The organism is Sphingopyxis sp. L1A2A, assembly GCF_005502465.1.
Classification (GTDB): Bacteria; Pseudomonadota; Alphaproteobacteria; order Sphingomonadales; family Sphingomonadaceae; genus Sphingopyxis.
This window is the reverse complement of record NZ_SCOT01000022.1, coordinates 24,668-47,252: the sequence shown is the minus strand read 5'-3', so window position 1 is coordinate 47,252 and position 22,585 is coordinate 24,668. Positions and strand designations below refer to the sequence as shown.

Here is a 22,585-nt window from a genome sequence, read left to right as displayed (position 1 = left end):
CGATGACGGCTCTGAGCCGTGCGCGGCATCAGATCGGAATCCCGCGCGGGATCAGATCGGAACGATGCGCGTGATCATGTCGGTATCCCTGCGCGGGATCGTCGGAATCCGCATCCTACCGAATATAGCGGCAGCTTCACCTTCTGAAACTAGGAGGGGATGCTCGGTGCTTACTTCGCGCTACATGAATGGACTCAAAAATCTGCCTGCCATTATGCAGCAGATAGTTTCTGGAGCAGCACCGGAGAAATTCAATGTGGAGCACCTTAAGGGACTAGGCTTTAAGTCGAGTGGCGATAGAGCCATCATTCCTCTTCTAAAGGATCTAGGATTTCTTACATCGGATGGCACGCCAACCCAGAGATACCTCGCCTATCGCGATCCATCCAAGTCCAAATCGGTCTTAGGTGAAGCTCTCCGGGAAGCTTATGGTGATCTATTCCTGATAAACGACAATTTATCGCAAAATGATCGTGTCGCAATTGAAGGAAAGTTTAAAAGTTCAACCAACTCTACGGACAGAGTTTCCGAGTTGCAAGCTGCCACATTCTTGGGATTGCTTAAACTTGCGGATGTATCAAAGCAATCTAACACTCCAACAATCCCGGCCCCATCGCCCGATCCCCAAGAGGATGAGGCAGGCGTCGACGCGCCGCCCAAACCAATTGTTCGTTCGAGTTCATTAGATTTACGATATACGATAGAAGTCCACTTGCCTCCGACAAAAGATATCGAAGTATTTAATGCGATATTTAAATCTCTCAAACAAAATTTGATGGATTGAAAATGGACGACCTTCGCACTTGGCTATTCCGTGCAATGATGTTTGAAGCGGACGCAGAGGAATTGCGCTCGTCAGGTATCAGGATCGGAGCCGATCAACGGGAATTCGAAGAGAGTCTAATGGAAGAGACTCTTCGCCCATTCTCCGTAGACTTACGAAATAGTGCCCTTCGTATGTCGCGCATATACGCGTTGATGTATTGTTTCGAGAACGCAATAAGACAACTTATAAGAGAAAGACTCGAAGAAGAGTTCGGAAGCAATTGGTGGGAAGAGAGAGTTCCGACTAAAATAAGAACTCAAGCAGAATCTCGTCAAAAAAAAGATACAGAAAACTCTTGGTTAGAGGGCCAGAAAGGCAGCGGTCTTTTTTACATAGAATTTGGACATCTTGCAGACATTATCATAGCTAATTGGTCATGTTTTGAAGATGTTATTCCGACGCAGCACTGGGTCAAGCAGCGGCTTGATGAGATAGAACAAGCTAGAAATTTTATAGCGCATAACAGGCTGCTCCTACCGGGCGAGTTTGCGCGCCTCGAAGTATATGTTGGCGACTGGAACCGCCAAGTTGGGGTCTAGTTTCACCCAGATTTAACGTCATCGCCTCCCCCCACACCATGCTACACTCCCACCCATGCGCGCCCGAAACCCCCTCTACGTCATGGCCAAGCCGCCGCCGGAGGTGCAGGCACAGATCGCCGCGCTGCCGCGCAACGATCCTTCGCGCGGCCCCCACCTCCTCCATGTCACGCTCATCTCGCTCTACGACCTGCACTATGCGCCGCCCGAGTGGCTGCCCGCGACCATCGCCGCGCTGGACAGCCTCGCAGCAGCACCTTTCCCGCTCGCCTTCGACCGGATCGAGAACCGCAAGGCGGTGACGCTGCGCACGCGCGAACCGCTGGCCGAGGCGCGGACGTTTCAGCAGGCGCTGGTCAACCATCTGCTGCGCGAAAAGGCGCCGATCATGGACGGCACCACCCCCGAACCGCACATCACGATCAACTATCGCGGCGACCGGCTGAACGCCCAGAAGATGCCGCCGATCGGCTGGACGGTGGACGAGATCATCCTGATGGAAAGCATCGTCGGCAAGACCACCCATGTCGAACATGGCCGCTGGCCGCTGCGCGGCGGCACGTCCTGAGCCAGAGCGTCTCCCACCTTCGTCATCCCGGACCTGATCCGGGATCCATAACCGCGCTGTCGTCGTGGATCCCGGATCAGGTCCGGGATGACGAAGCAGGAAAATCCTCCCGTCACCCAGCGATGACCAGCCCCCCCCGTCAACCGAACCGACGCCGAAACCAGCCCCGCTTTTTCGGCACCATCGGCGTCTGACCCGAAATGCGGACCAGATACTGGCCCAGGATCGCCGCTTGCTGCTTGGTCATCAGGACGCGGAACAGGTCGGGGTCGTGCTGCTTTGCCGCTTCCGAAGACTGCACGCTTTCGAGCCGGAGCATGATGCGGTCGCCCGCATCATGATGTTCCCAGCCGACCAGTGCCCCAAAACTCTCGATCATCTCGCCATGCCTTTCACGGTTTTCGCGCGACCGACGCCAACAGCCCGAGAAGCGCGTTTACCAGACCATCGGCGTCCTGTCGTCCAGTCCTGGTTTCAGGACGCCCGAATTTGCCCGCGTTGCCCGCCCGCCGCACCTTCCGATCCCATTTTTCGCCGCGCGGGCCAGAAACCCCTTTCCTACAATTTATACATCTGCTTCACCGGTTCGGACGCTGCGGCAGCGCCGCTTGCGCTTCCGTTCCGTCGCCGCCAACGCATCGCCATTGGGCTGAACTTTCCTGAACTTTGGCGGGCAACCAACCCGCAAAGGCACCCCATGTCCCACCCCTCGAACATCGTCCACTGCACCGGCCCCGGCGACCCGCACGCGCTCGACGGCATTTCGGTCCGCCACCGCGCCGGCGATCTCGACGTCCGCTGCCCGGTCTGCAACGGCCATGGCCAGTGGAACAGCCAGATCGACCTGGTCAGCCACCGCTCGATCCGCGTCCCCTGTCCCAAATGCGACGGGCGCGGGTGGATCGAAACCGGGACCGACATGGTGCCCAGCCACGACATCACCCTGTCGCCCGGCGGTCACCCGATGTGGACCGTTCGGCTCGATCCCTCCGACGATGCCGAATGACAACCGCGCGGCCTGACAGCGCAGACGCCTGATCCGGCGGAACTCCCTTCCCTCTCAGGACTTTATCCTATGCGTGGGGCAAAACAGAGCATGCCCACGCCCGCTTGGCCCGGCACGCGACCCGAACGGAGTGATGTCGATGAACAAGCTGATGATCCTGCCCCTCGCCGCCATGACCGCGCTCAGCGCAGGCTGCGCCGGCACCTATGGCGGTGTTGGCGCCGGGGCCGGCTATGACGATGGCGGCTATGGCTATTACGACCAGGGCTATTACGCCCAGAACGGCAATTATGACTATAACCGCCCCGACCCGCGTCACGGTGGCTATTATGCCGATCAATATTACCGCACCGACCGCCGGTACAAGGAACGCCGCCTGTCGAACAACGACCGCGTCTATCGCGGCCGCGACAATAGATATTATTGCCGCCGCAACGATGGCTCGACCGGGCTGATCGTCGGCGGCGTCGTCGGCGGCATCGCGGGCAACGCCATCGCCCCGGGCGGGTCGGAGACGCTGGGCACCATCCTCGGCGCGGTCGGCGGCGCGGTCGCGGGCCGCGCGATCGAACGCGGCGGCAACAACGACGTGCGCTGCCGCTGAGCATCGCGGCGCGGCGGCTTGCCCCGCTTGGTCGGCGTCCCTAGCATTCGCCCGATCAGGATCGGGAGAAGACAATGATCGCCGCTACCACGCTCGCCGCCGCGCTGCTTCTTACGCTACAGGCCGCCCCCGCCGCCCCCGATCCGCGCCGCCCGACGCCGACGCTCGACCATGTGGCGCCCGCCCTGCCCGCGCTCTCCCGCCCCGCGGTGCTGATCATCAGCAAGACCAACGGCTATCGCCACGACAGCATCGCAGAGGCGGTTCCGGCGATCGAAGCGCTGGTCGAGGCGCGCGGGTGGAGCAGCTTTGCGACCGAAAATGCCGCGGTCTTCAACCCGCAGCAGCTCGCCAAATTCGACGTCGTCATCTTCGCCAACGCCAGCGGCGACATCTATACCGCCGATCAGCGCGCGGCGTTTCAGGCGTGGCTGGCGCAGGGTGGCGGGTTCGTCGGGCTGCACAGCGCGGGTGACGGCAGCCACCCGGACTGGTTCGTCCGGATGCGCGGCAACGGCCAGTTCACCGGCCATCCCGGCGGCGCCGACCAGTTTCAGGCGGGCGACCTCGCCGTCATCGACCGCACCCACCCCGCGACCCGCACCCTGCCCGCGCGCTGGCGCTGGACCGAAGAATTTTACAGCTGGGACGCCGCGCCCGCCGCCGACGCGCGGGTGCTGGTGCAGCTCGACGAGGCCAGCGTGCAGCTCGAACCCAGGCTTCGCATGGGCGACCATGCGCTGGTCTGGTGGCGCTGCGAAGGCCGCGCGCGGATCTTCTATTCGGCGCTCGGGCACCGGGCCGCGGCGTGGAGCGACCCCGACCACCTCCAGCTGGTGAGCGGCGCGATCGGGTGGGCGGCGCGCCAGAACGGGGCAGGCTGCGATTAGGCAGCGACCTCCGCCGTCGCCGCGCGCTCGATCGCGGCGCGCCAGTGCGGGCGCACCGGCAACAGGAAAATCTCCGCCAACGTCCGCTCGATCTCGTCCGCGGTCAGATAGCGCCGGTCGGTCCGCCCATCGGCCAGCCGCGTCGTCAGCCGGTTGTCGCGCAGGCCATAGCGCGCCTCGGCGGTCGTGCGCGCCGCGATCAGCTGGTGGCGGAAATGCGAATCGGGGTGCGCCGACGTGTACCAATTGCCGACCTCATAATCGATCGGGTGCGCCGGACCGTCGTCGATCCGATACAGCGCCCTCCAGCGATCATCGATCTGCACCGCGACCTCCCAGTCGCGGCCGTGCCGGATCACGCGATAGCTTTCGTGCGACGTCGGCTGGGGTTCCTCGCTGTCCATCGCCAGCGGCGCCGGCGGCACCGCCGCGCCGAACCCGACGTCGGCCAGCCACGGTCGCCCGTCCAGCGTCACCAGCACGACCATATGCGTGCGCGGCGTCACCGGCGCATCGTCGGGCAGCATCCACCGCACCCGGCCGAGCAGCCCTTCGGCCTCGAACCCGATCGCGCGCAGCACGCGCAGGAACAGGCTGTTCTGTTCAAAACAATAACCGCCGCGGCGCTGGCCGATCAGCTTGGCATCGACCCCCGCGGCGTCGATATCGATCCCGGCGCCGGTCAGCACGTCGATCGCCTCGAACGGGATGGCGGCGATATGCGCCGCCTGCAAAGCCGCGAGCACCTCGCGCGTCGGCGCCAACGGACCGGCATAACCGATCCGCGCCAGATAGCGCGTCAGCAAGGGCGGCGTGTCCGCAGCGGCGATGTCGCCCTCGTCGGCGGGGGCAGCAGGGGCAGCCGGATAGTGCAACATTGGCAAAGACTCCTTTCGCGAATCATCTGCCGATGCTTATGAAAGCTCACCCATAGTTGAGGTCAAGCCATGAAGCGCGCGATGCTTCTGGCCCGTCGCCCCGCCTTGTCGAAGCGCCTTATCGCTTCTACGGCGAAGCGCAGACAAGCACCGCGGCACCGCCCGCCGCGGTCGGCAACAGGGATACACAGATGATGATCGTCGTCCCGCAAGCCGCCCCCCGCCGATGACCCCTGCGTTCGTTATGATCGATGATTTCACCGCCGACCCGCACGAACTGCGGCGGCAGGCGCTGGCGCTCGGCTATGACGCGCGGGACGGCCAGGCCAATTATCCCGGCATCGTGTCGGCGCGGGCGCTGCCGATCAAAGGGCTCGACGACTATGTCTCGCGCCTCGTCGAGACGCGGGTGGTCGGCGCGCCGGGGACCCTCCACGGCCATTGCCGCCTGACGCTGAAGGGCGATCGCGGCCAGAGCGGGGTCCATATCGACCCCGCCTTTTACTCGGGCATCCTCTACCTCAGCCTGCCCGAACATTGCCGCGGCGGCACCGATTTCTATCGCCACCGCCGCACCGGGCTCGATCGTGTGCCGACGACCCGCGACCGCATCGCCGCGGCGGGGTATGACGACATCAACGACCTGGTCCAAGAGGTGGTGAACCACGACACCGCCCGCCCGGCGCGCTGGGAAAAGAGCTTCACAGCGCCGATGCGCTGCAATCGCCTGATCCTGTTCAGCCCGTGGATGTTCCACAACAGCGGCGCCGGGTTCGGCACGACGCCCACCGATGGCCGGCTCGTCTATCTGATGTTTTTTGCCGCAGCGACTTAGCGTGCCGCGGCTCAGCTCTCCAGGCTATGCTCGAGCGTGATCTCGCAATCGAGCAGCTTGGACACCGGGCAGTTCATTTCGGCTTCCTTGGCGATCCGGGCAAATTCCGCGGCGTCGATTCCGGGCACCCGGGCCACCAGCGTCAGCGCCGACTGGCTGATTTCAAACCCGCCCTCGATGGCGTCGAGCGTCACCGCCGCGGTCGTCTCCAGCGTCTCGCCCGCATAGCCGGCGCGCGCCAACCCGAACGACAGCGCCATGGTGAAACACGCCGCATGCGCCGCCGCGATCAGTTCCTCGGGGTTGGTTCCCGGCACGCCTTCAAAGCGGGTGCCGAACCCATAGGGCTGCTGGTCGAGCACGCCTGATTTGGTGGTGATCGACCCCTTGCCCTCCTTGCCAAAGCCTTCGTAGCGGGCAGATGCGCGGTTGACGGTCATACGATGTCTCCTTGGGAAAGCTGGCGGATGGGGACTCGGGGCAATCAGCCTAGCATGCAGCGCGCGAATGACGAAAGCGGGTCAGCGCGCCACCCCCGCCTTGTCGAGTTCGGCCCCCAGCCGCCCGGTCAGCCACAGCCCCCACATTTTGAAATCGGCGGCCAGGCTCCACAGCGGATAGGTAAAGGTCGCGGGCCGGTTCTTCTCGACCCCGAAATGCGCCGCCCACGCAAAAGCATAGCCCGCGAGCGGCAAAGCGATCAGCCACGCCCAGCGCCCGCTCACCACCGCCGCCACCGCGATCAGCACCACCAGGCTGGTTCCGACATAATGCAGCGCCCGCGTCGACGCCTTGCTATGCTCGCGCAGGTAAAAGGGCCAGAATTCGGCAAAGCTGGTGTAGAGTCGGGGCATTACCCGATGCTGCGCCTCAAAAAGATGCCGGTCAACCTTGGCTAAAGGCTGCGCGCCGCCTCGTCGATCAGCGCCGCAACCTCGACCGGCCGCGACGCGAGCGACGCATGTCCGGCGTCGAGCGTGATGATCTTGCGCGCGCCCAGCCGGTCCGACATCGCGCGCTGGTTCGCAGGGTCGATCATCCGGTCCGCGCTCGAGATCTGGTACCAGCTCGGCCTCACTTTCCATGCCGGGTCACTGATCGCATCGCCAAAGGTCGACGCCAGCGGCGCCTTTTGCGTCACCGCCATCACCAGCGCCTCTGCGGCACTGACGTCCTGGCAAAAGCTCTCGTGGAATTTGTCGGCCTTGACCCACAAATAGCCATCGCCATCGGGCGCCAGATTCGCTGCACCGGCGGGCGGATGCTGCTGGGTGAGTGCGCCGGCGCTCTCGCCCGCATCGGGAGCAAAGGCAGCGATATAGACCAGCCCGGCGACATTCGGCGCCGTCCCCGCCTCGGTTATCACCGCCCCGCCATAACTATGCCCGACGAGCAGGACCGGGCCGTCGGCTTGCGCCACCAGCTGCCGCGTCCGCGCCGCATCGTCGGCGAGCGAGGTCAGCGGCAGTTCGACTGCGCGGATGCCGCGATGCCCCAGCCGGTCGAGCTCGACGATCGCCTTGGCCCAGTGCGCCGCGCCGCCCCAAAAACCGTGAACGAGGATAATCGAAGGAAGATTGGCCATGTCGCGACTCCTGCATCACTGGGAAAGCAGGCCAAAGATACCACGCCACCCCCTTGCCCGCAGCAGCAAAGATCAACCGCCACTGCCGCGCTTCAACCGCACCAACGCGCTGTCCAGCGCCTGCAAAAATTGCGACCGGTCGGCCTTGGTGAACGGCGGCGGGCCGCCGATCTGGTCGCCCCCGGCGCGCAGATCGGCCATGATCGCGCGCGTCGCGATCGCGGGGCCGATCGACGCCATGGTGAAGGGTTTGCCGGTAGGGCCGAGGACGACCGCCCCCGCCTTCAGCGCCCGGTCGGCGAGCAATATGTCGGCGGTGATCACGACGCTATGCCCGTCGGCCGCTTCGGCAATCCAGTCGTCGGCGGCGTCGAAGCCGTCCGACACCACCACCCGCTCGATCAGCAGATGCTCGGGCACCCGCAAGCGGCTGTTGCTCACCACCTTCACCGCCACCTCGTGCCGCCAGGCGACACGGTAAATCTCGTCCTTCACCGGACAGGCGTCGGCATCGACCAATATCGTCGGGGTCGGCATAGCGGCGGCGCGGTTACTTCTTCATATTGTCGAGGCCCACGACCACCCCGACCTTGGTCGACGGATTGCTCGCGTTCGGCTTCTTGGGCTTTTCGGCCTTGGGTTTGCGGACTTCGCGGCTCGTCTTCTTCTGGCCTTTGGCCATGGTCAATACCTTGAAAGCAGGCGGGCGCCTGTGCCCGTCGCGGTGCAACCTAGGCGCTTTGCCGCCGCAAGTCGCCCCTTATCCCGCCAGCCCGTCCCACATCAGCTTCGCGCCGAGCACCACCATGAGCAGGTAGATCAGGACATAAAAACGCGCGCCATCGATCCGTTTCAGCCAGCGCACCGTCAGCAAGGTCGACACGATCGCGAGCGGCATCAGCAGCGCCGCAGCGACCAACACCTCATGCGGAAAGGCGCCGAGCGCGATATAAGCGGGCACCTTGATCCAATTGATCGCCGCGAACAGTATCGAACTGGTCCCAACGAAAACGAGGTGCGGCAGGCGGCGCGGGGTCACCCACATCTGGAACGGCGGCCCGCCGGCATGCGCGATCTGGCTGGTCAAGCCGGTGGCGACCCCGAACAGGCTGCCGACCCAGCCCGGCGAAGTCGATGCCGCGACGACGCGCCCGCCGCGCTCCACCCACAGGCGATAGACGCCGAACGCCAGCGTGATCGCGCCGAGCGCCGCCATCAGCTTCGCCTCGTCGACCTGCTCGGCGAAAAAATAACCCGCGGCGATGCCGACCGCGGCGCCGGGCAGCATCCAGCCGATGATCCAGCCGTCCCATGTCTTGCGGAACGACCAGACGCTGACGACGTCCTGCACGATCAATATCGGCAGCAGCAGCGCCGCAGCGAGCGTCGGCGGCAGCACCAGCGCGACGAGCGGCGTCGCGAGCGCCCCGACCCCCGACAATCCGCCCTTGGCCAGCCCGAGCAGGATCACCGCCAGCGCCAGCACGGCGAGCGTCAGCGGGTCGCCCAGCAAGCTCATTCAGCCGCAACGTCCGGATTTTCAGGCAATGCCCAGTCGATCGCCCCGCGGCCCTGCGCCGCCAGGAACGCGTTGGTCTGGCTGAACGGCCGCGATCCGAAAAAGCCATTGTGCGCCGACAGCGGCGACGGATGCGGCGCGCGCAGCACCAAATGCGGGCTGCCCGCCCCCAGCCCCGCGACTTTCGCGGCCTTCTTCTGGGCATGGCTGCCCCACAGGATGAACACTTTCGGCGCCCGATCGGCGGCCACCGCCGCAACGACGGCGTCGGTGAATGTCTCCCACCCCTTGCCCTGATGCGACGCCGCCTGCCCCGCCTCGACCGTCAGGCAATTGTTGAGCAGCAGCACGCCCTGCTCGGCCCAATGCTTCAAATAGCCATGCGACGCGCGGGGGATGCCCATATCGCTCTGCAGTTCCTTGTAGATATTGACCAGACTCGGCGGCACCCGCACCCCCGGCTGGACCGAAAAGCACAGTCCATGCGCTTGCCCCGGCCCATGGTACGGATCTTGCCCCAGGATGACGACGCGGACATCCTGCGGCGGCGTCGCATCGAGCGCCGCAAACCAGTCGCGCGGCCGCGGATAGATGATCTTGCCCCGGTCGCGTTCGCCCGCAAGAAATGCCTTGAGCGCCGCTATATAGGGCTGCGCAAACTCGCCGCCTACCGCGGCGAGCCAGTCGGGATGCAATTTGACCTCAGCCATGTCGGCGCTTCACCAGAGCCGCGCGGGCTTGTCCAGCCTTCTCCCCGGCGTATGTCGGGAATCGACCGGCAGACGACATTCGATTCCCCATCGCTTCGTCATTCCCGCGAAAGCGGGAACCCAGTCCGACGTTGCTGCTGGGTTCCCGCTTTCGCGGGAATGACGAAGGTGGGTGATGTCCGCTTTCCCACCCCAAAGGCGTCGTTCCGCTACCTAAATCTTCCCCCGCACCCCCACGAAAAACCGCCGCCCCAGATAGTCGTACTGCGTCCCAAACGCTGGCGCCTGCCCGATCACCGGCGGCGTCGCCGTCACCACCGTCGATACCCGCGGCGGCGGGGTGTCGAACAGGTTCGCGACCCCCAAAGTGATGCGGAAGCGGTCAGCGATGTCGCGGCTGACCGACAGCGAATGATAGAAGGCCGCGGGAACGCTGACGTCCGGACAGAAACGCCCACCGGGACGAAAACTCGACGTGCGGCACGGATCGCCGCCCTGCGCGCGCAGCAAATCGGCTTCGTTCGATGCGGCGCCAGTGACGTCGAGCCCATAGAACAACGTCCAGCCCCCCTTCATCCAGCCCAGGTTGAAATCGCCGACCCATTTCGGATTGCCGATCTTGCCATTGTCATCGATCACCGTGCCGGGGAACAGCGCCACCTTGTCCTCGACTTGCCAGGTCATCTGGGCCCGAAACGCGAGCGCGCCGAGCTTGCCCAGATCCTGATCGATCGCCAGCGACAGATCGACGCCGCGGTTCCGCTGGCGGCTGATATTGACATAGCGATCGGTCACCGCCGCGACGCTCTGCGCGTCGGGGCCCGTCGCGGTGCGCGTGAAAAGAACGCACAGCGGTTCGCCCGCAATATCCGATGCGTAACAGCCGCGCAGGATATTGCCCGCGCCAAGCAGGGTGATCGCGTCCTTCACCGCAATGTCGAAATAGTCGATCGCGAGCCGCGTCTTGAGCCCGCCCCACAGCGCCCCCGACAGATCGGGGGTCAGGATCACCGACACCGTTTTGGCGGTCGAGGTTTCGGGCTTGAGCTGGCCGATGCCGCCCCCAGATGCAATCGTCGCCGGGCCAACCCCACCGGCATAATTCGGGCCAATCCCGTCGGCGGCACAATTGTCGAAGGTCCGCTGACTGATCGCACCCGCCGCGAGCCGCGCCGCCGTCTGGATGCACGGATCGATGTCCTGCTGGCCAAGGAAGCCCGTCTGATTCTCAACGAACAGCTCGAACAGCGCCGGGGCGCGGAACGATGTGCCCCAGGTGCCGCGAAAGCGCAGCCAGTCGGTGACCACCCAATCGGCGCCGACCTTCCATGTCGTGTCGCTGAACCTGTCCTGCACCCCGTCGCGGCGCGTCGCCTCGACATGGGTGTAACGCGCCGCGCCCGACAGGGTCAGCCGCTCGATCATCGGCGCATTTTCGAGCAGCGGCACCTCGACCTCGCCAAAGACCTCTTTCGATACAGTGCGCCCCGCGGTGATCCCCGACGTGGTGAAATTGGCGACATTGCCTGCCAGCGTCGCGTCGCCCGGTGTGTCGTTGATCTCGTCGCGGCGGATATTGGCGCCAAACGCCGCGCCGACCGGTCCGGCGGGCAGGATGAATAGCTTGCCCGTCAGCAGCGCCTCGGCCGAGGTTTGCTTGAACAAGGTGCGCCCGGTTTCGCGCCCCGTCAGAAAGGCGCGCTCGGTAGCCGTGAAATCGCCGCGCAGGACGCGCGGGTCGGTGAAGTCGATGTCGATGCACGGCACACCGCGGATCGCCGTCGTGGTGCCGACGCACGATCGGGTGCGCAAAGTCTGCGACGCAATGGCATCCTGATAGAGCACGTCCTGCGTGTAGCTGGCGTCCGACCGGCTGTGCTGGCCGTGAACATCCCATTTCCATCCGCCGCCGAACTCACCGCGCAGCCCCAGAACGCCGCGATAATAGTCGACATCGGCGCTGCTTTCCGACTTCACCAGCACCCGCGGGCGCAGGATGATGTTGCCGCCGAACTCGCCATTGAACGGATCGCCCATGTCGAACGGGTCGCAATTGTTCGCCGCCGGATTGCAGAGGAAGAAGGGCAGCATCGACGCGCCGGTGAACTGCTCCAGCGTCAGCACCTGCAAGCCGTTGTTCTTCGACTTGCGGTTGCTGAACAGCCCCTCACCATAGAGCGTGATGCCGTCCGTTACGTCATACGCCGCGTCGGCAAAGGCGCTGATCCGGCTCACCCCCGAAAACACGTCCGACCCCTGCTCGACCGGCTCGAACTGGTTCAGCGCACCGGTCGACGGCCCATCGAAATTGACCCCGAAGAAATCGGCGGGGCCGAACACCCCGATCGGATTATAGGCGCCCAACGGAATGCCGACCCCGGCAAACTCGGCGCCATATTGACCGGCAAAAATCGCCTGTCCATTCGGCGCGATCAGTCCGGGTCCAAAGGTTGGAAAGCCGTTCTGATCGACCCCCGAAAAATCGCTGAAGACGATCGCATTGCCCAGGGTGCTGCTGCACGCCGGCCGTCCGGTACGGAAATCGACGATGTCGGCGCGGCTGCCGTCGGCCTCGCGCTTCAGATATTCTTCCTGGCAGAACAGGAAACCGCGGTCGCGGCGGGTCAAATTCTGCTGGCGGAAAACATCGACCGTCGCGAAAAAATGGCCGCGGTCGAATGTCTTGCCGAAACTGACATCGGCGCCATAGCTTTCGCCGCCGCCATGTTCGGTGATCGAGGAAAATCCGCCGCCTTCAAAGCCGTTCAGGTCGTTGCGGGTCAATATGTTGACCACGCCGGCAACCGCATCCGACCCATAGATCGACGAAGCGCCGGTCTTGAGCACCTCAACCTGCCGCACCACCGACAGCGGCAGCACATTGAGGTCGAAGGGCGCCACCGACCCGCGGATCCCCGCCGGGCCCGCGCGCCGACCGTTGATCAGCACCAGGGTGCGCTCGGCGCCGAGGCCGCGCAGCGACACCGTCTGCACATCATTGCCGCCGTTGGCGACGACGCGGTTCGACAGCGCCGAATTGATCTGGATCGATCCCTGCGCCGCCGGGGTCGATTGCAGGATGTCGGCCAGCTGGACCTGCCCCTGCAATTTCGCCGCCGCGACGTCGATGATCTGGATTGGGTCGGCGCTGGTGAATTCGCTTTTCGCGATCCGCGATCCGGTGACGACAATGTCGTCGTTACCGTCCTGCGCGGCAGCGGGCGCCGCGATCAACGCGATGACCGAGGCCGTTGCGGCCAGAAACACCTGGGGGCGGGTGCCTGATTTCATGATATTTTTTCCGAACGTAAAAGTTGATCTCGCCCCCCGGCCCGGGAAAATTACCGCCAACCGCGTTTCGATATGGTTACCGGCGCTTAAAAATTCGCGGCTGCGTCCTTCGCGCCACACCCTGCGGGCGCTTGTCGCCGCGCCCCCGCGCCGCTAGTCACCCTCGCAAAGGGAGCGCGCGGATGAGCAAGGCAATGGGTGAGGCGCTGGGGCAGCTCGAGGCGGTGATCCATGACCGGCTGGCCGTGGGGGCAGCCGACGCCTCCTACGTCGCCAGCCTCGCCGCCAAGGGCCGCGGCAAGATCGCGCAGAAACTGGGCGAGGAAGCCGTCGAGACGGTCATCGCCGCGGTCAGCGAGGATGATCCGGCGCTGGTCGGCGAAGCGAGCGACCTTATCTTCCACCTCGCCATCCTGCTCGCCGACCGCGGCCTGACGTGGGACATGATCGCCGCCGAACTGGGTCGCCGCCACGGCACCTCGGGCCACGCCGAAAAAGCCAGCCGCGCAATTTAGGAACTATCATGCCGATCGACGCCACCCAGCCCTATGACGACAGCAACATCTTCGCGCGCATCCTGCGCGGCGAACTGCCGTCGAAGACCGTGTACGACGACGAATTCGCGCTCGCCTTCCACGACATCAACCCGCAGGCGCCGCTCCACATCCTCGTGATCCCCAAGGGCGCCTATGTCAGCTGGGACGATTTTTCGGCGCGCGCGAGCGACGCCGAGATCGTGGGTTTTGTCCGCACCGTCGGCCAGGTCGCGCGCGATCAGGGGCTCGTCGCCCCCGGCTACCGCCTGCTCGCCAACACCGGGCTCGACAGCCATCAGGAAGTCCCGCACCTCCACGTCCATATCTTTGCCGGACAAAAGCTCGGCCCGATGCTCGCACGCTGATTTTTCGCGGCCGTCTATGACCGCCGTCACAGCCCTTTCCTGAAACGCGGCTAAGCGTTCCCGGTACGCGGCGACGGGTGGACAGCAGCCCCTGTTTCCAGCAGGATAAAGGCGCGGGTCAAGGCGGGGAGACGGTGCGATGAAAATTCGGTGGCAGGGGCTGGCGGCACGCTTTGCGGGCAAGGCGAAGCTGGCGCTGATCCTCCCCCTTTCGCTCGCGATGGCGGCCACCGCAACAGCCGATACTGTCCCGCAGGTCATCCTCGCCACCCCGGGCAGTTCGGGGACCGGCGACGGCACGATCACCCGCTTCACCCTGCGCTTTTCCGAAGACATGGTCCCGCTCGGCGATCCCCGCGCCGCCGCGCCCGCAACCAACGACTGCAAGCTCCCCGCGACCAGCCGCTGGGTCGATACCCGCACCTGGGTGCTCGAATTCGACAAACCGCTCCCCGGCGGGCTGCGCTGCCATGTCGAGCTCCGCAACGGCCTCAAGACCGCGCGCGGCATCACCGTCGCGGGCAACGAACGCTTCGCGCTCGACACCGGCGGCCCGTCGGCGCGCGCCATCCTCGCGGGCGGCATCTATGACGGGATCGAGGAGGATCAGATCTTCCTTGTCGCCACCAACGTCGCCGCCGACCGCGCCTCGGTCGGCCGCTTCGGCTATTGCGCGGTCGATGGTATCGGCGAAAAGATCCCGCTCGACGTCCTGCCGCGCGGCACCGCGACCGAAATCCTGACCGGGCTCGGCGACGCCAACTGGTCGCGCCAGTCGTTCACCGAAGACGCCGGGCTGCCGCTGCGCCTGCCCGCCGCGGGCGCCGATCGCGAGGCGGCGCTCGACCGCGTTGTCCCGGTCAAGTGCCGCCGCCCGCTGCCCCCGGGGCGCGAGATGGCGGTCGTCTGGGACGCGCGTATTTCGCAAGCCGGCGTCCCCGGCCGCACCGCCGGGCGCGACCAGCGCTTCGATTTCGACGTCCGCCCCGCCTTCACCGCCAAAATGTCGTGCCGCCGCGTCAATCCGCAAGCGGGTTGCAACCCCGTCCAGGACGTCACGCTCAGCTTCGCCTCGCCGGTCGCGCGTGAAACCGCGCTCGCCGCGGCGCTGACCACCGCCGACGGCAAGCGTCTCACCCCCAAGGTCGACGACGATGACAAGAATGATGCGTATCTCACCAGCGTCCGCTTCGCCGGCCCGCTGCCGCAGAATGTCGACGCGACGCTGATCCTGCCCGCCGACGTCACCGACCAGAGCGGTCGCAAGCTGCAGAATCAGTCGAACTTTCCGCTGAAATTCCACATCGACCGCGCCCCGCCTTTGGTCAAATTCGCCGCCGAATTCGGCATCCTCGAAGCCGGCGAGGGCGGCGTCCTGCCCGTCACCGTGCGCGGCGTCGAAGGGACGATGGTGCAAGCAAACCTCAAAATGCCCGCCACCGCGCTCAAGGTCGGCGACGACGATGCCGCGATCGCACGCTGGCTCAAACGCGTCGATGACGCCGACGACACCGACTATCGCGAAGAGAAAGACCGCAGCGGCAAGGAGATCAGGGTCAATTACACCGGCACCAGATCGGTGTTCGCCGATGCCCCCGCGGGCGGCGAGCGCCGCGACCTGCAACTGACCCCGCCCGGCGGCGGCAAGGAGTTCGAGGTCGTCGGCATCCCGCTCACCGAAAAGGGCTTCCACGTCGTCGAAATCGCCAGCCCCGAACTCGGCGCCGCGCTGCTCGGGCGCAAGGCGACGCGCTATGTCGCGACCGCCGCGCTCGTTACCAACATGGCGGTGCACTTCAAATGGGGCCGCGAAGGCTCGCTCGCCTGGGTCACCGCGCTCGACACCGGCCTCCCCGTCGCGGGCGCCGAAATCCGCGTCACCGACAGCTGCACCGGCCGCCTGCTCGCGCGCGGCACCGCCGACAAGGCCGGACGCCTCGCTTTTGCCGGCGGGCTGCCGCAGCCCGAAACCTATTCGAGCTGCGAAGAAAAGCCCGACATGACCAAGAGCGAGGGCCATGCACTGATGGTCAGCGCGCGCGCGGGCGATGATTTCAGCTTCACCCTCACCGACTGGGGCAGCGGTATCCGCCCTTATGACTTCGACCTCCCCTATGGCTGGTCGGAGCGCGAGGATATTCTCCACACCGTCTTCGATCGTTCGCTCGTGAAAGCGGGCGAGACCGTCCATATGAAGCATATCCTGCGCCGCCCCGTCGGCACCGGCTTCATGACCCCGCAGCCGCTCGCGGGCAAATTGCGCCTCGTCCACCGCGGCTCGGACACCGAATTTGAAATGCCCTTCGCGATTGCGACGAGCGGCAGCGGCGACAGCGTGTGGAACGTCCCCGCCTCGGCGCCGATGGGCGATTATGAACTGGTGTTCGTCACCAAGGACCCAAAAGGCAAAGGGGATGGCGAGGACAAGACGATCTGGTCGGGCCAGTCGGTCAAGGTCGACGAATATCGCCTGCCGACGATGAAGGCGACCGTCACCGGACCCAAGACATCGCCGGTGCGCCCGACCGCGGTGCCGCTGTCGCTGTTTGTCGGCTACCTCTCGGGCGGCCCCGCCGCCAATATCCCCGTCGAACTGCGCACCAACTTCCGCTCCAGCTGGTCGCCGCCGCAAGATTATAAGGATTGGGATTTCGACGGCCAGCCGGTGAAAGAAGGCGTGATCCAGCTCGACGACAGCGGCGACGAACCCGCCGCCGACCTGCCGCTCGCCCGCTCGGTGCCGCTCAAGCTCGACGCCAATGGCAGCGCGACGACCAGCGTCGCGGTCGATCAGCCGATCACCGAACCGACGGTGATGGCGGCCGAAATGGATTATGAGGACGCCAATGGTGAAACCTTGACCTCCAGCCGCCGCATCACCCTCTATCCCTCCGCCGTCCGCCTCGGGCTCAAGACCGACGGCTGGCTGATGCGTGACAACGACCTCAAGCTCAATTTCATCGCGCTCGACCTCGACGGCAAACCGATTAGCGGCCAGCGCGTCTCGGTCGCGCTCTACAACCGCGAGATCATCACCGCGCGGCGCCGCCTGATCGGCGGCTTCTACGCCTATGACAACCAGATGCGGACGACCAAGCTCGCCGCCAGCTGCACCGCAACGACCGACAAGCTCGGCCGCGCGCGCTGCGCAATGGCGCCGGGCGTGTCGGGCGAAGTGACGGTGGTCGCGACGACGCTCGACGCCGACGGCAATGAAGCGCGCGCTGTCCGCTCGGTCTGGCTCGCGGGCGACAATGAATGGTGGTTCGGCGGCGACAATGGCGACCGGATGGACGTGATCGCCGAAAAGCCGCGCTACGCCGCGGGCGACACCGCCAGCTTCCAGGTCCGCATGCCGTTCCGCGAAGCAACCGCGCTGGTCACCGTCGAACGCGAAGGCGTGCTGTCCAGCTTCGTCGTGCCGCTCAAGGGCACCAACCCCGTCGTCAAGGTCAAGCTGCCCGCCACTTACGCCCCTGACGTCTATGTCTCGGTGATGGCGGTGCGCGGGCGCGTGACGGGCGAGGAAAGCTGGTTCCGCAAGATGAAGCGCGCGGTCGGTTTCAAGATCGAGAATAGCGAAGGCGCTCCCGCGACGGCGCTCGTCGACCTCGCCAAGCCCGCCTACCGCATGGGCATCGCGCGGATCAAGGTCGGCTGGGAAGGCCATCAGCTCGGCGTCAAGGTGAAGGCCGACAAGGCGAAATATGCGGTCCGCGAAACCGCCAAGGTCAGCATCGAAGTCAAGACCCCGGGCGGCAAGGCGCCCAAAAACGCCGACGTCGCCTTCGCCGCGGTCGACGAAGCCTTGCTCCAGCTAGCCCCCAACGAAAGCTGGGAGCTGATCGACGCGATGATGGGCGAACGCACCCTCGACGTGCTCACCTCGACCGCGCAGATGCAGGTCGTCGGCAAGCGCCATTATGGCCGCAAGGCGCTCGAACCCGGCGGCGGCGGCGGCGGTGACCTTTCGGGTCTGACCCGCGAGGATTTCCGTCCGGTGCTGCTGTGGAAGGGCAATGTTCCGCTCGATGCGAAGGGCCGCGCCGCGGTCGACGTGCCGCTGTCCGACAATCTGTCGGGCTTCCGCCTCGTCGCGATCGCGACCGACGGGTCGCAATATTTCGGCACCGGCGAGACGACCGTCCGCACCGTGCAGGATCTCGGCGTCTTCGCGGGCATGCCCGAACTCGTGCGCACCGGCGACACCTATGATGCGCGCTTCACTTTGCGCAACGGCACCGATCAGCCGATGGAGGTCACCGCGACCCCGACGCTGTCGCCCGCCGTCGCGACCGCGCCGCCGCTCACCGTCACCATCCCCGCGGGCGGCGCGGTGCCGATCAGCTGGTCGATGACCGCGCCCGAAACCACCGGCCCGATCGAATGGACGGTCGATGCGGTGGCCAGGGGCGGCAAGCAGCGCGACCGGCTGGTCTTTCAGCAGGTCGTCGAACCCGCGGTGCCGGTCGAAACCTGGGCCGCCAGCCTGTTCCGCGTCGGTCCCGGCACCACCCTGCCGATCGGCATTCCCGCGGGCGCGCTGCCGGGCGGCTACGTCGATGTCGCGCTCGCCGGAACGCTCGCACCGCCGCTCGCCGGGGTGCGCGACTATATGAGCGCCTATCCCTACACCTGCTTTGAACAGGAAACGTCGCGCGCCATCGCGCTCGGCGATCTTGGCCGCTGGCAGGCATTGGCCGGGGCGCTCCCGACCTATCTCGATAGCAACGGCCTGCTCCGCTATTGGCCGAACGAGCGGATGGAAGGCTCGATCGAGCTGACCGCCTATGTGCTCAGCATCACCGCCGCGAACGGCTTTGCGATCCCCGAGGCGCCCAAGGCCAAGATGGTGGCAGCCCTGCAAGCGGCCATCGAAGGACGGCTCATCCGCAAAGGCTACGGCCCCTATGACATCCGCCCGGTCCGCATCGCCGCACTCGCGGCGCTCGCGCGCAACAATGCGTCGAGTGCGCAGCTGGTCGCCGCGAACGACGTCGCGCCGATCGATATGGCGACCAGCACGCTCGCCGACTGGCTCGTTGCCATCGAACGCACCCCCAGCGTCCGCAATGCCGCCGCGCTGCGCACCGCGGCCGAGGCCGAACTGCGCAAGCGCCTCGTTTACGAAGGCACCCGTCTCGACCTCGTCGATGATGCGAAAGCGCCCTGGTGGATGATGACCAGCGGCGACGAAATGGCGATCAAGGCGCTCGAAGCCACACTCGGCCGCAAGGGCTGGGAGGATGATGCGGGCAAGTTGATGGTCGGCGTCGCGCAGCGCCAGCGCAAGGGCCATTGGGACACCACCCCCGCCAACGCATGGGGCGCGGTCACCGTCCGCCGCTTCGCCGAACTCTATCCGGCGAGCGCGATCACCGGCGTCACCAATATCAGCCTCGCGGGCGCCTCCGCCTCGCAAAGCTGGCCGCTGCCTGCCGAGCCCGTCTCGCCACTCCGCGTCGCGCTGAACACCGCGACGATGAGCCTGAAGCACGACGGCACCGGCGCGCCCTGGGCGACCGTCAGCGTCAAGGCCGCGGTGCCGCTCAAGGAACCGCTCAACGCCGGTTACCGGATCAAACGCTCGGTCAGCATCGTCAAGGCGGCGAACAAGGATCGCCTGACCCGCGGCGACGTGATCAAGATCCGGATCGAGGTCGTTGCGGCCGCGGGCCGGACCTGGGTCGTCATCAACGATCCGATCGCCCCGGGCGCAACGATCGTCGGCAACCTTGGTGGCCAGTCCGAAATTCTCGCCGATCAGGCGGGCGGATCGGGCGCGCAGCCAAGCTATGTCGAGCGCGGCAAGGACAGCTGGCGCGGCTATTTCGGCTGGATGCCCGCGGGCACCCACGCGGTCGAATATGTCGTGCGTTTGAACGGATCAGGCCGCTTCTCGCTCCCCCCGACGCGGGTTGAGGCGATGTACTCGCCCGCGATCCGCGGCCAGTGGCCGAACGGCACGCTGACGGTGGCGAGCGTGGGGCAGTGATGCCTACCCGCCCTCCCTTTCTCCGTTCGTGTCGAGCGAAGTCGAGACACCCCGAAGGCGTGCACGACCGATGGGCATCTCGACTTCGCTCGATGCGAACGGGGATTGAGGTATGCAACCGGTGTTTATACCTCGTCACCCTGAACTTGTTTCAGGGTCCATGGTCTGCGCTTTCCTTCGGCGCTGCGCCGAAAGAGAATACAGGCCATGGACCCTGAAACGAGTTCAGCATGACGAAGACAAGAGAAGACGGGGCTAGCGTTCCCCGCAAACGCCGCTGGCGTGACGCGCTCGCCTGGCTCGCCCTCGCGGCGCTCATCCTCACCACCGCCGCGCACCTCCTCACCCGTCCCCCCGCTATGCCCGCCTACGCCGCCGTCCGCGCCGACTGGCAGCCCAGCGAAGCGTGGCTGTACGACCGCGACGGCCGTCTGCTCGACAGCGAGCGCGTCAATTTTGAACGCCGCCGCCTCGCCTGGGTGCCGCTGAACGCCGTCAGCCCCGCCGTCCGTACCGCCGTCGTGCAAAGCGAGGACCGGCGTTTCTGGTCGCACGGCGGCGTCGACTGGCTCGCGGTCGCCAGCGCCGTCCGCGCGCGCTGGACCGGAGATCGCTCGCGCGGCGCCTCGACCCTCGCGATGCAGCTCGCTGCGTTCCTCGACCCCAGCCTCGCCCAACCCGGCAAGCGCGACTGGCGCACCAAACTCCGCCAGATGCGCGCCGCACAAGCACTCGCCGCGCAATGGTCGCATGCCGAAATGCTCGAGGCCTATTTCAACCTCGTCCCGCTGCGCGGCGAAGCCCAAGGCATCGGCGCGGGGTCGCGCGCGCTGTTCGGCAAGCGCCCCGCCGACATGACCCGCACCGACGCCGCCTTGTTCGCGGGCCTGCTCCCCAATCCCACCGCGGGCGCCGAGGCCCTCGGCCGCCGCGCCTGCCGCGTCGCCCAATCCCGCGACTGCACCGCGATCCGCGCCGCCGCCGCCACCCTCGTCTCGGGCGACCGCGCCGCGCAGCTCGACCCTGCGCTCGCGCCGCACCTCGCCGTCCGCCTGCTCGACAAGCCCGGCAAGCGCGTCACCACCACGATCGACCGCCGCATCCAGACCGCCGCCATTGTCGCGCTCCGCCGCCAGCTCGCCGGGCTCGGCGCCGACCGGGTGCGCGACGGCGCCGTCGTCGTGCTCGACAATGCGACCGGCGAGGTGCTCGCTTATGTCGGCGGCGTCGGCCTCAAATCGACCGCTGCGATGGTCGATGGAGCGAACGCGCGGCGGCAGGCCGGATCGACGCTGAAACCGCATCTCTACGCGCAGGTGATCGAACATGGCTGGCTGACCGCCGCCTCGATCCTCGACGACAGCCCGGTCCAGCTCGACACCGCCTCCGGCCTCTACGTCCCCAAAAACTACGACCACAGCTTCAAGGGGCCGGTCAGCGTCCGCCACGCGCTCGCCTCGTCGCTCAACGTCCCCGCGGTCCGTGCGCTCGTCATCGACGACGTCCAGCAATTCCGCGACCGCCTCTGGGCCCTCGGCTATCACGGCCTTGTCGAGGACGGCGAATATTACGGCTTCTCGCTGGCGCTCGGATCGGCCGAAGTTTCGCTCGTCGAACAGGCCAACGCCTTCCGCATCTTCGCCAATTCAGGGCGCTGGTCGCCGGTGCATTTCATCGCTGAACCAAAAACCGGCGAGACGCGCCAGATCGTTAACCCCGCCGCCGCCTTCATCGTCGGCGACATCCTCGCCGACGCCGCCGCGCGCACCGACGCCTTCGGTGCCGACAGCGCGCTCCGCCTCCCCTTCTGGGCCGCGGCCAAGACCGGCACCTCGAAAGGGATGCGCGACAATTGGTGCATTGGCTGGTCGGACCGCTTCACCGTCGCAGTGTGGGTCGGCAATCTCGAGGGCGATTCGATGCGCGCCGTTTCGGGCACCTCGGGCGCCGCACCGATCTGGCGCGACGTCATGCTCGCGCTCCACGCCGACGGCCCGGGCAAAGCGCCGAAGATGCCCGAAGGCGTCGAGGCGCGTCAGATCGCGCTCCCCGGCACCCGCGAACCGCCGCGCCGCGAATATTTCCTGCGCGGCACCGGGCAAACCGAAATGGCCGCCGCGCCGCAGGTCGCACGCCGCCCGCGCATCACCAGCCCGGTCAGCGGCAGTGTCTATGCGCTCGACCCTGACATCCCGATCGACCGCCAGCGCCTCGCGGTGACCGTCAGCGGCGCCGTCGCCGGCTACCGCCTGATCCTCGACAAAAAACCGCTCGGCGACGCCGACGCGGGGCAGCAGATCTTGCCGCGCCCGGGCAGCCATATGCTCGCCCTCGTCGACCCCGGCGGCCGGATGATCGACCGGGTGCGGTTCACGGTGCGATAAAGCGCCTGTCATAGTCCTGAAATTATGTTGCGCTGACGCGCGGAGCGGTTAGTC

21 protein-coding genes are annotated in these 22,585 nt (G+C 65.9%); 11 read left to right on the top strand and 10 right to left on the bottom strand.

The window, feature by feature from the left end; translation table 11 throughout:
• The 3 genes from FFS68_RS12680 to FFS68_RS12670 form a co-directional block, all read left to right on the top strand.
• Positions 1-784 (top strand): DUF5343 domain-containing protein (locus FFS68_RS12680; RefSeq protein ID WP_212742353.1); only part of this gene is annotated, 784 nt, incomplete at its 5' end.
• A 2-nt stretch (positions 785-786) separates the two neighbouring features.
• Positions 787-1,365, top strand: a complete 579-nt coding sequence (locus FFS68_RS12675; protein ID WP_212742352.1) for a Swt1 family HEPN domain-containing protein — start codon at positions 787-789, stop codon at positions 1,363-1,365.
• A gap of 55 nt (positions 1,366-1,420) precedes the next feature.
• Positions 1,421-1,933 (top strand): 2'-5' RNA ligase family protein, encoded by a 513-nt coding sequence (locus FFS68_RS12670; RefSeq protein WP_137753565.1) that lies wholly within the window; start codon positions 1,421-1,423, stop codon positions 1,931-1,933.
• A gap of 139 nt (positions 1,934-2,072) precedes the next feature.
• Here FFS68_RS12670 and FFS68_RS12665 read toward each other — a convergent pair whose 3' ends face one another.
• On the bottom strand, positions 2,073-2,312 hold the full coding sequence (locus tag FFS68_RS12665) for a hypothetical protein (RefSeq protein WP_137753564.1): 240 nt from the start codon (positions 2,310-2,312) through the stop codon (positions 2,073-2,075).
• Positions 2,313-2,630: 318 nt separating this feature from the next.
• On the opposite strand from FFS68_RS12665, the gene FFS68_RS12660 reads away from it, so the two are divergent.
• The 3 genes from FFS68_RS12660 (at position 2,631) to FFS68_RS12650 (ending at position 4,433) form a co-directional block, all read left to right on the top strand.
• Positions 2,631-2,939 (top strand): hypothetical protein, encoded by a 309-nt coding sequence (locus FFS68_RS12660; RefSeq protein WP_137753563.1) that lies wholly within the window; start codon positions 2,631-2,633, stop codon positions 2,937-2,939.
• Between the two features lie 139 nt (positions 2,940-3,078).
• Entirely contained in the window at positions 3,079-3,543 is a 465-nt protein-coding gene (locus FFS68_RS12655) for a glycine zipper 2TM domain-containing protein (protein WP_171003865.1), read from the top strand.
• Between the two features lie 74 nt (positions 3,544-3,617).
• Positions 3,618-4,433 carry a ThuA domain-containing protein gene (locus FFS68_RS12650; protein WP_137753562.1) on the top strand — a complete coding sequence of 272 codons (816 nt, stop codon included), beginning with the start codon at positions 3,618-3,620 and terminating at the stop codon, positions 4,431-4,433.
• Here FFS68_RS12650 and FFS68_RS12645 read toward each other — a convergent pair.
• On the bottom strand, positions 4,430-5,311 hold the full coding sequence (locus FFS68_RS12645; RefSeq protein ID WP_137753561.1) for an arylamine N-acetyltransferase: 882 nt from the start codon (positions 5,309-5,311) through the stop codon (positions 4,430-4,432). The genes FFS68_RS12650 and FFS68_RS12645 overlap by 4 nt on opposite strands.
• A 226-nt stretch (positions 5,312-5,537) precedes the next feature.
• Between FFS68_RS12645 and FFS68_RS12640 the strand changes: the two genes are divergently transcribed.
• Entirely contained in the window at positions 5,538-6,146 is a 609-nt protein-coding gene (locus FFS68_RS12640; RefSeq protein ID WP_137753560.1) for a DUF6445 family protein, read from the top strand.
• A gap of 11 nt (positions 6,147-6,157) precedes the next feature.
• Here FFS68_RS12640 and FFS68_RS12635 read toward each other — a convergent pair whose 3' ends face one another.
• The 8 genes from FFS68_RS12635 to FFS68_RS12605 form a co-directional block, all read right to left on the bottom strand.
• Complete coding sequence (locus tag FFS68_RS12635) at positions 6,158-6,586, bottom strand: OsmC family protein (protein ID WP_137753559.1); 429 nt, start codon at positions 6,584-6,586, stop codon at positions 6,158-6,160.
• Positions 6,587-6,667: 81 nt separating this feature from the next.
• Positions 6,668-7,000, bottom strand: coding sequence for a DUF962 domain-containing protein (locus tag FFS68_RS12630; RefSeq protein WP_137753558.1), 333 nt, complete (start codon positions 6,998-7,000; stop codon positions 6,668-6,670).
• Between the two features lie 41 nt (positions 7,001-7,041).
• Positions 7,042-7,731 (bottom strand): alpha/beta hydrolase, encoded by a 690-nt coding sequence (locus FFS68_RS12625; RefSeq protein ID WP_137753557.1) that lies wholly within the window; start codon positions 7,729-7,731, stop codon positions 7,042-7,044.
• 72 nt (positions 7,732-7,803) lie between these two features.
• Entirely contained in the window at positions 7,804-8,268 is a 465-nt protein-coding gene (locus FFS68_RS12620) for a YaiI/YqxD family protein (RefSeq protein WP_137753556.1), read from the bottom strand.
• Positions 8,269-8,281: 13 nt separating this feature from the next.
• Positions 8,282-8,413 carry a hypothetical protein gene (locus tag FFS68_RS18215; RefSeq protein WP_283214605.1) on the bottom strand — a complete coding sequence of 44 codons (132 nt, stop codon included), beginning with the start codon at positions 8,411-8,413 and terminating at the stop codon, positions 8,282-8,284.
• 78 nt (positions 8,414-8,491) lie between these two features.
• On the bottom strand, positions 8,492-9,250 hold the full coding sequence (locus FFS68_RS12615; RefSeq protein WP_137753555.1) for a sulfite exporter TauE/SafE family protein: 759 nt from the start codon (positions 9,248-9,250) through the stop codon (positions 8,492-8,494).
• Positions 9,247-9,960 carry a uracil-DNA glycosylase gene (gene ung / locus FFS68_RS12610; RefSeq protein WP_137753554.1) on the bottom strand — a complete coding sequence of 238 codons (714 nt, stop codon included), beginning with the start codon at positions 9,958-9,960 and terminating at the stop codon, positions 9,247-9,249. Before ung ends, FFS68_RS12615 begins: the two co-directional genes overlap by 4 nt.
• A 213-nt stretch (positions 9,961-10,173) precedes the next feature.
• On the bottom strand, positions 10,174-13,251 hold the full coding sequence (locus tag FFS68_RS12605; protein ID WP_137753553.1) for a TonB-dependent receptor: 3,078 nt from the start codon (positions 13,249-13,251) through the stop codon (positions 10,174-10,176).
• Between the two features lie 182 nt (positions 13,252-13,433).
• On the opposite strand from FFS68_RS12605, the gene FFS68_RS12600 reads away from it, so the two are divergent.
• The 4 genes from FFS68_RS12600 to pbpC all read left to right on the top strand — a co-directional run bounded on the left by FFS68_RS12600 (position 13,434) and on the right by pbpC (position 22,531).
• Complete coding sequence (locus FFS68_RS12600) at positions 13,434-13,766, top strand: phosphoribosyl-ATP diphosphatase (protein WP_137753552.1); 333 nt, start codon at positions 13,434-13,436, stop codon at positions 13,764-13,766.
• An 8-nt stretch (positions 13,767-13,774) separates the two neighbouring features.
• A complete protein-coding gene (locus tag FFS68_RS12595; protein WP_137753551.1) occupies positions 13,775-14,152 on the top strand; it encodes a histidine triad nucleotide-binding protein in 378 nt (125 codons plus the stop codon).
• 139 nt (positions 14,153-14,291) lie between these two features.
• Positions 14,292-20,147, top strand: a complete 5,856-nt coding sequence (locus FFS68_RS12590; protein ID WP_137753550.1) for an MG2 domain-containing protein — start codon at positions 14,292-14,294, stop codon at positions 20,145-20,147.
• 230 nt (positions 20,148-20,377) lie between these two features.
• Positions 20,378-22,531, top strand: a complete 2,154-nt coding sequence (pbpC, locus tag FFS68_RS12585) for a penicillin-binding protein 1C (RefSeq protein ID WP_137753549.1) — start codon at positions 20,378-20,380, stop codon at positions 22,529-22,531.
• Positions 22,532-22,585: the final 54 nt, after the last annotated feature.

What these genes read in the sequence shown, in the direction of transcription:
- FFS68_RS12675 (WP_212742352.1), top strand. Translation starts at nt 787, where the DNA reads ATGGACGACCTTCGCACTTGGCTATTCCGTGCAATGATGTTTGAAGCG.
- FFS68_RS12670 (WP_137753565.1), top strand. Translation starts at nt 1,421, where the DNA reads ATGCGCGCCCGAAACCCCCTCTACGTCATGGCCAAGCCGCCGCCGGAG.
- FFS68_RS12665 (WP_137753564.1), bottom strand. Translation starts at nt 2,312, where the DNA reads ATGATCGAGAGTTTTGGGGCACTGGTCGGCTGGGAACATCATGATGCG.
- FFS68_RS12660 (WP_137753563.1), top strand. Translation starts at nt 2,631, where the DNA reads ATGTCCCACCCCTCGAACATCGTCCACTGCACCGGCCCCGGCGACCCG.
- FFS68_RS12655 (WP_171003865.1), top strand. Translation starts at nt 3,079, where the DNA reads ATGAACAAGCTGATGATCCTGCCCCTCGCCGCCATGACCGCGCTCAGC.
- FFS68_RS12650 (WP_137753562.1), top strand. Translation starts at nt 3,618, where the DNA reads ATGATCGCCGCTACCACGCTCGCCGCCGCGCTGCTTCTTACGCTACAG.
- FFS68_RS12645 (WP_137753561.1), bottom strand. Translation starts at nt 5,311, where the DNA reads ATGTTGCACTATCCGGCTGCCCCTGCTGCCCCCGCCGACGAGGGCGAC.
- FFS68_RS12640 (WP_137753560.1), top strand. Translation starts at nt 5,538, where the DNA reads ATGACCCCTGCGTTCGTTATGATCGATGATTTCACCGCCGACCCGCAC.
- FFS68_RS12635 (WP_137753559.1), bottom strand. Translation starts at nt 6,586, where the DNA reads ATGACCGTCAACCGCGCATCTGCCCGCTACGAAGGCTTTGGCAAGGAG.
- FFS68_RS12630 (WP_137753558.1), bottom strand. Translation starts at nt 7,000, where the DNA reads ATGCCCCGACTCTACACCAGCTTTGCCGAATTCTGGCCCTTTTACCTG.
- FFS68_RS12625 (WP_137753557.1), bottom strand. Translation starts at nt 7,731, where the DNA reads ATGGCCAATCTTCCTTCGATTATCCTCGTTCACGGTTTTTGGGGCGGC.
- FFS68_RS12620 (WP_137753556.1), bottom strand. Translation starts at nt 8,268, where the DNA reads ATGCCGACCCCGACGATATTGGTCGATGCCGACGCCTGTCCGGTGAAG.
- FFS68_RS18215 (WP_283214605.1), bottom strand. Translation starts at nt 8,413, where the DNA reads ATGGCCAAAGGCCAGAAGAAGACGAGCCGCGAAGTCCGCAAACCCAAG.
- FFS68_RS12615 (WP_137753555.1), bottom strand. Translation starts at nt 9,250, where the DNA reads ATGAGCTTGCTGGGCGACCCGCTGACGCTCGCCGTGCTGGCGCTGGCG.
- ung (WP_137753554.1), bottom strand. Translation starts at nt 9,960, where the DNA reads ATGGCTGAGGTCAAATTGCATCCCGACTGGCTCGCCGCGGTAGGCGGC.
- FFS68_RS12605 (WP_137753553.1), bottom strand. Translation starts at nt 13,251, where the DNA reads ATGAAATCAGGCACCCGCCCCCAGGTGTTTCTGGCCGCAACGGCCTCG.
- FFS68_RS12600 (WP_137753552.1), top strand. Translation starts at nt 13,434, where the DNA reads ATGAGCAAGGCAATGGGTGAGGCGCTGGGGCAGCTCGAGGCGGTGATC.
- FFS68_RS12595 (WP_137753551.1), top strand. Translation starts at nt 13,775, where the DNA reads ATGCCGATCGACGCCACCCAGCCCTATGACGACAGCAACATCTTCGCG.
- FFS68_RS12590 (WP_137753550.1), top strand. Translation starts at nt 14,292, where the DNA reads ATGAAAATTCGGTGGCAGGGGCTGGCGGCACGCTTTGCGGGCAAGGCG.
- pbpC (WP_137753549.1), top strand. Translation starts at nt 20,378, where the DNA reads ATGACGAAGACAAGAGAAGACGGGGCTAGCGTTCCCCGCAAACGCCGC.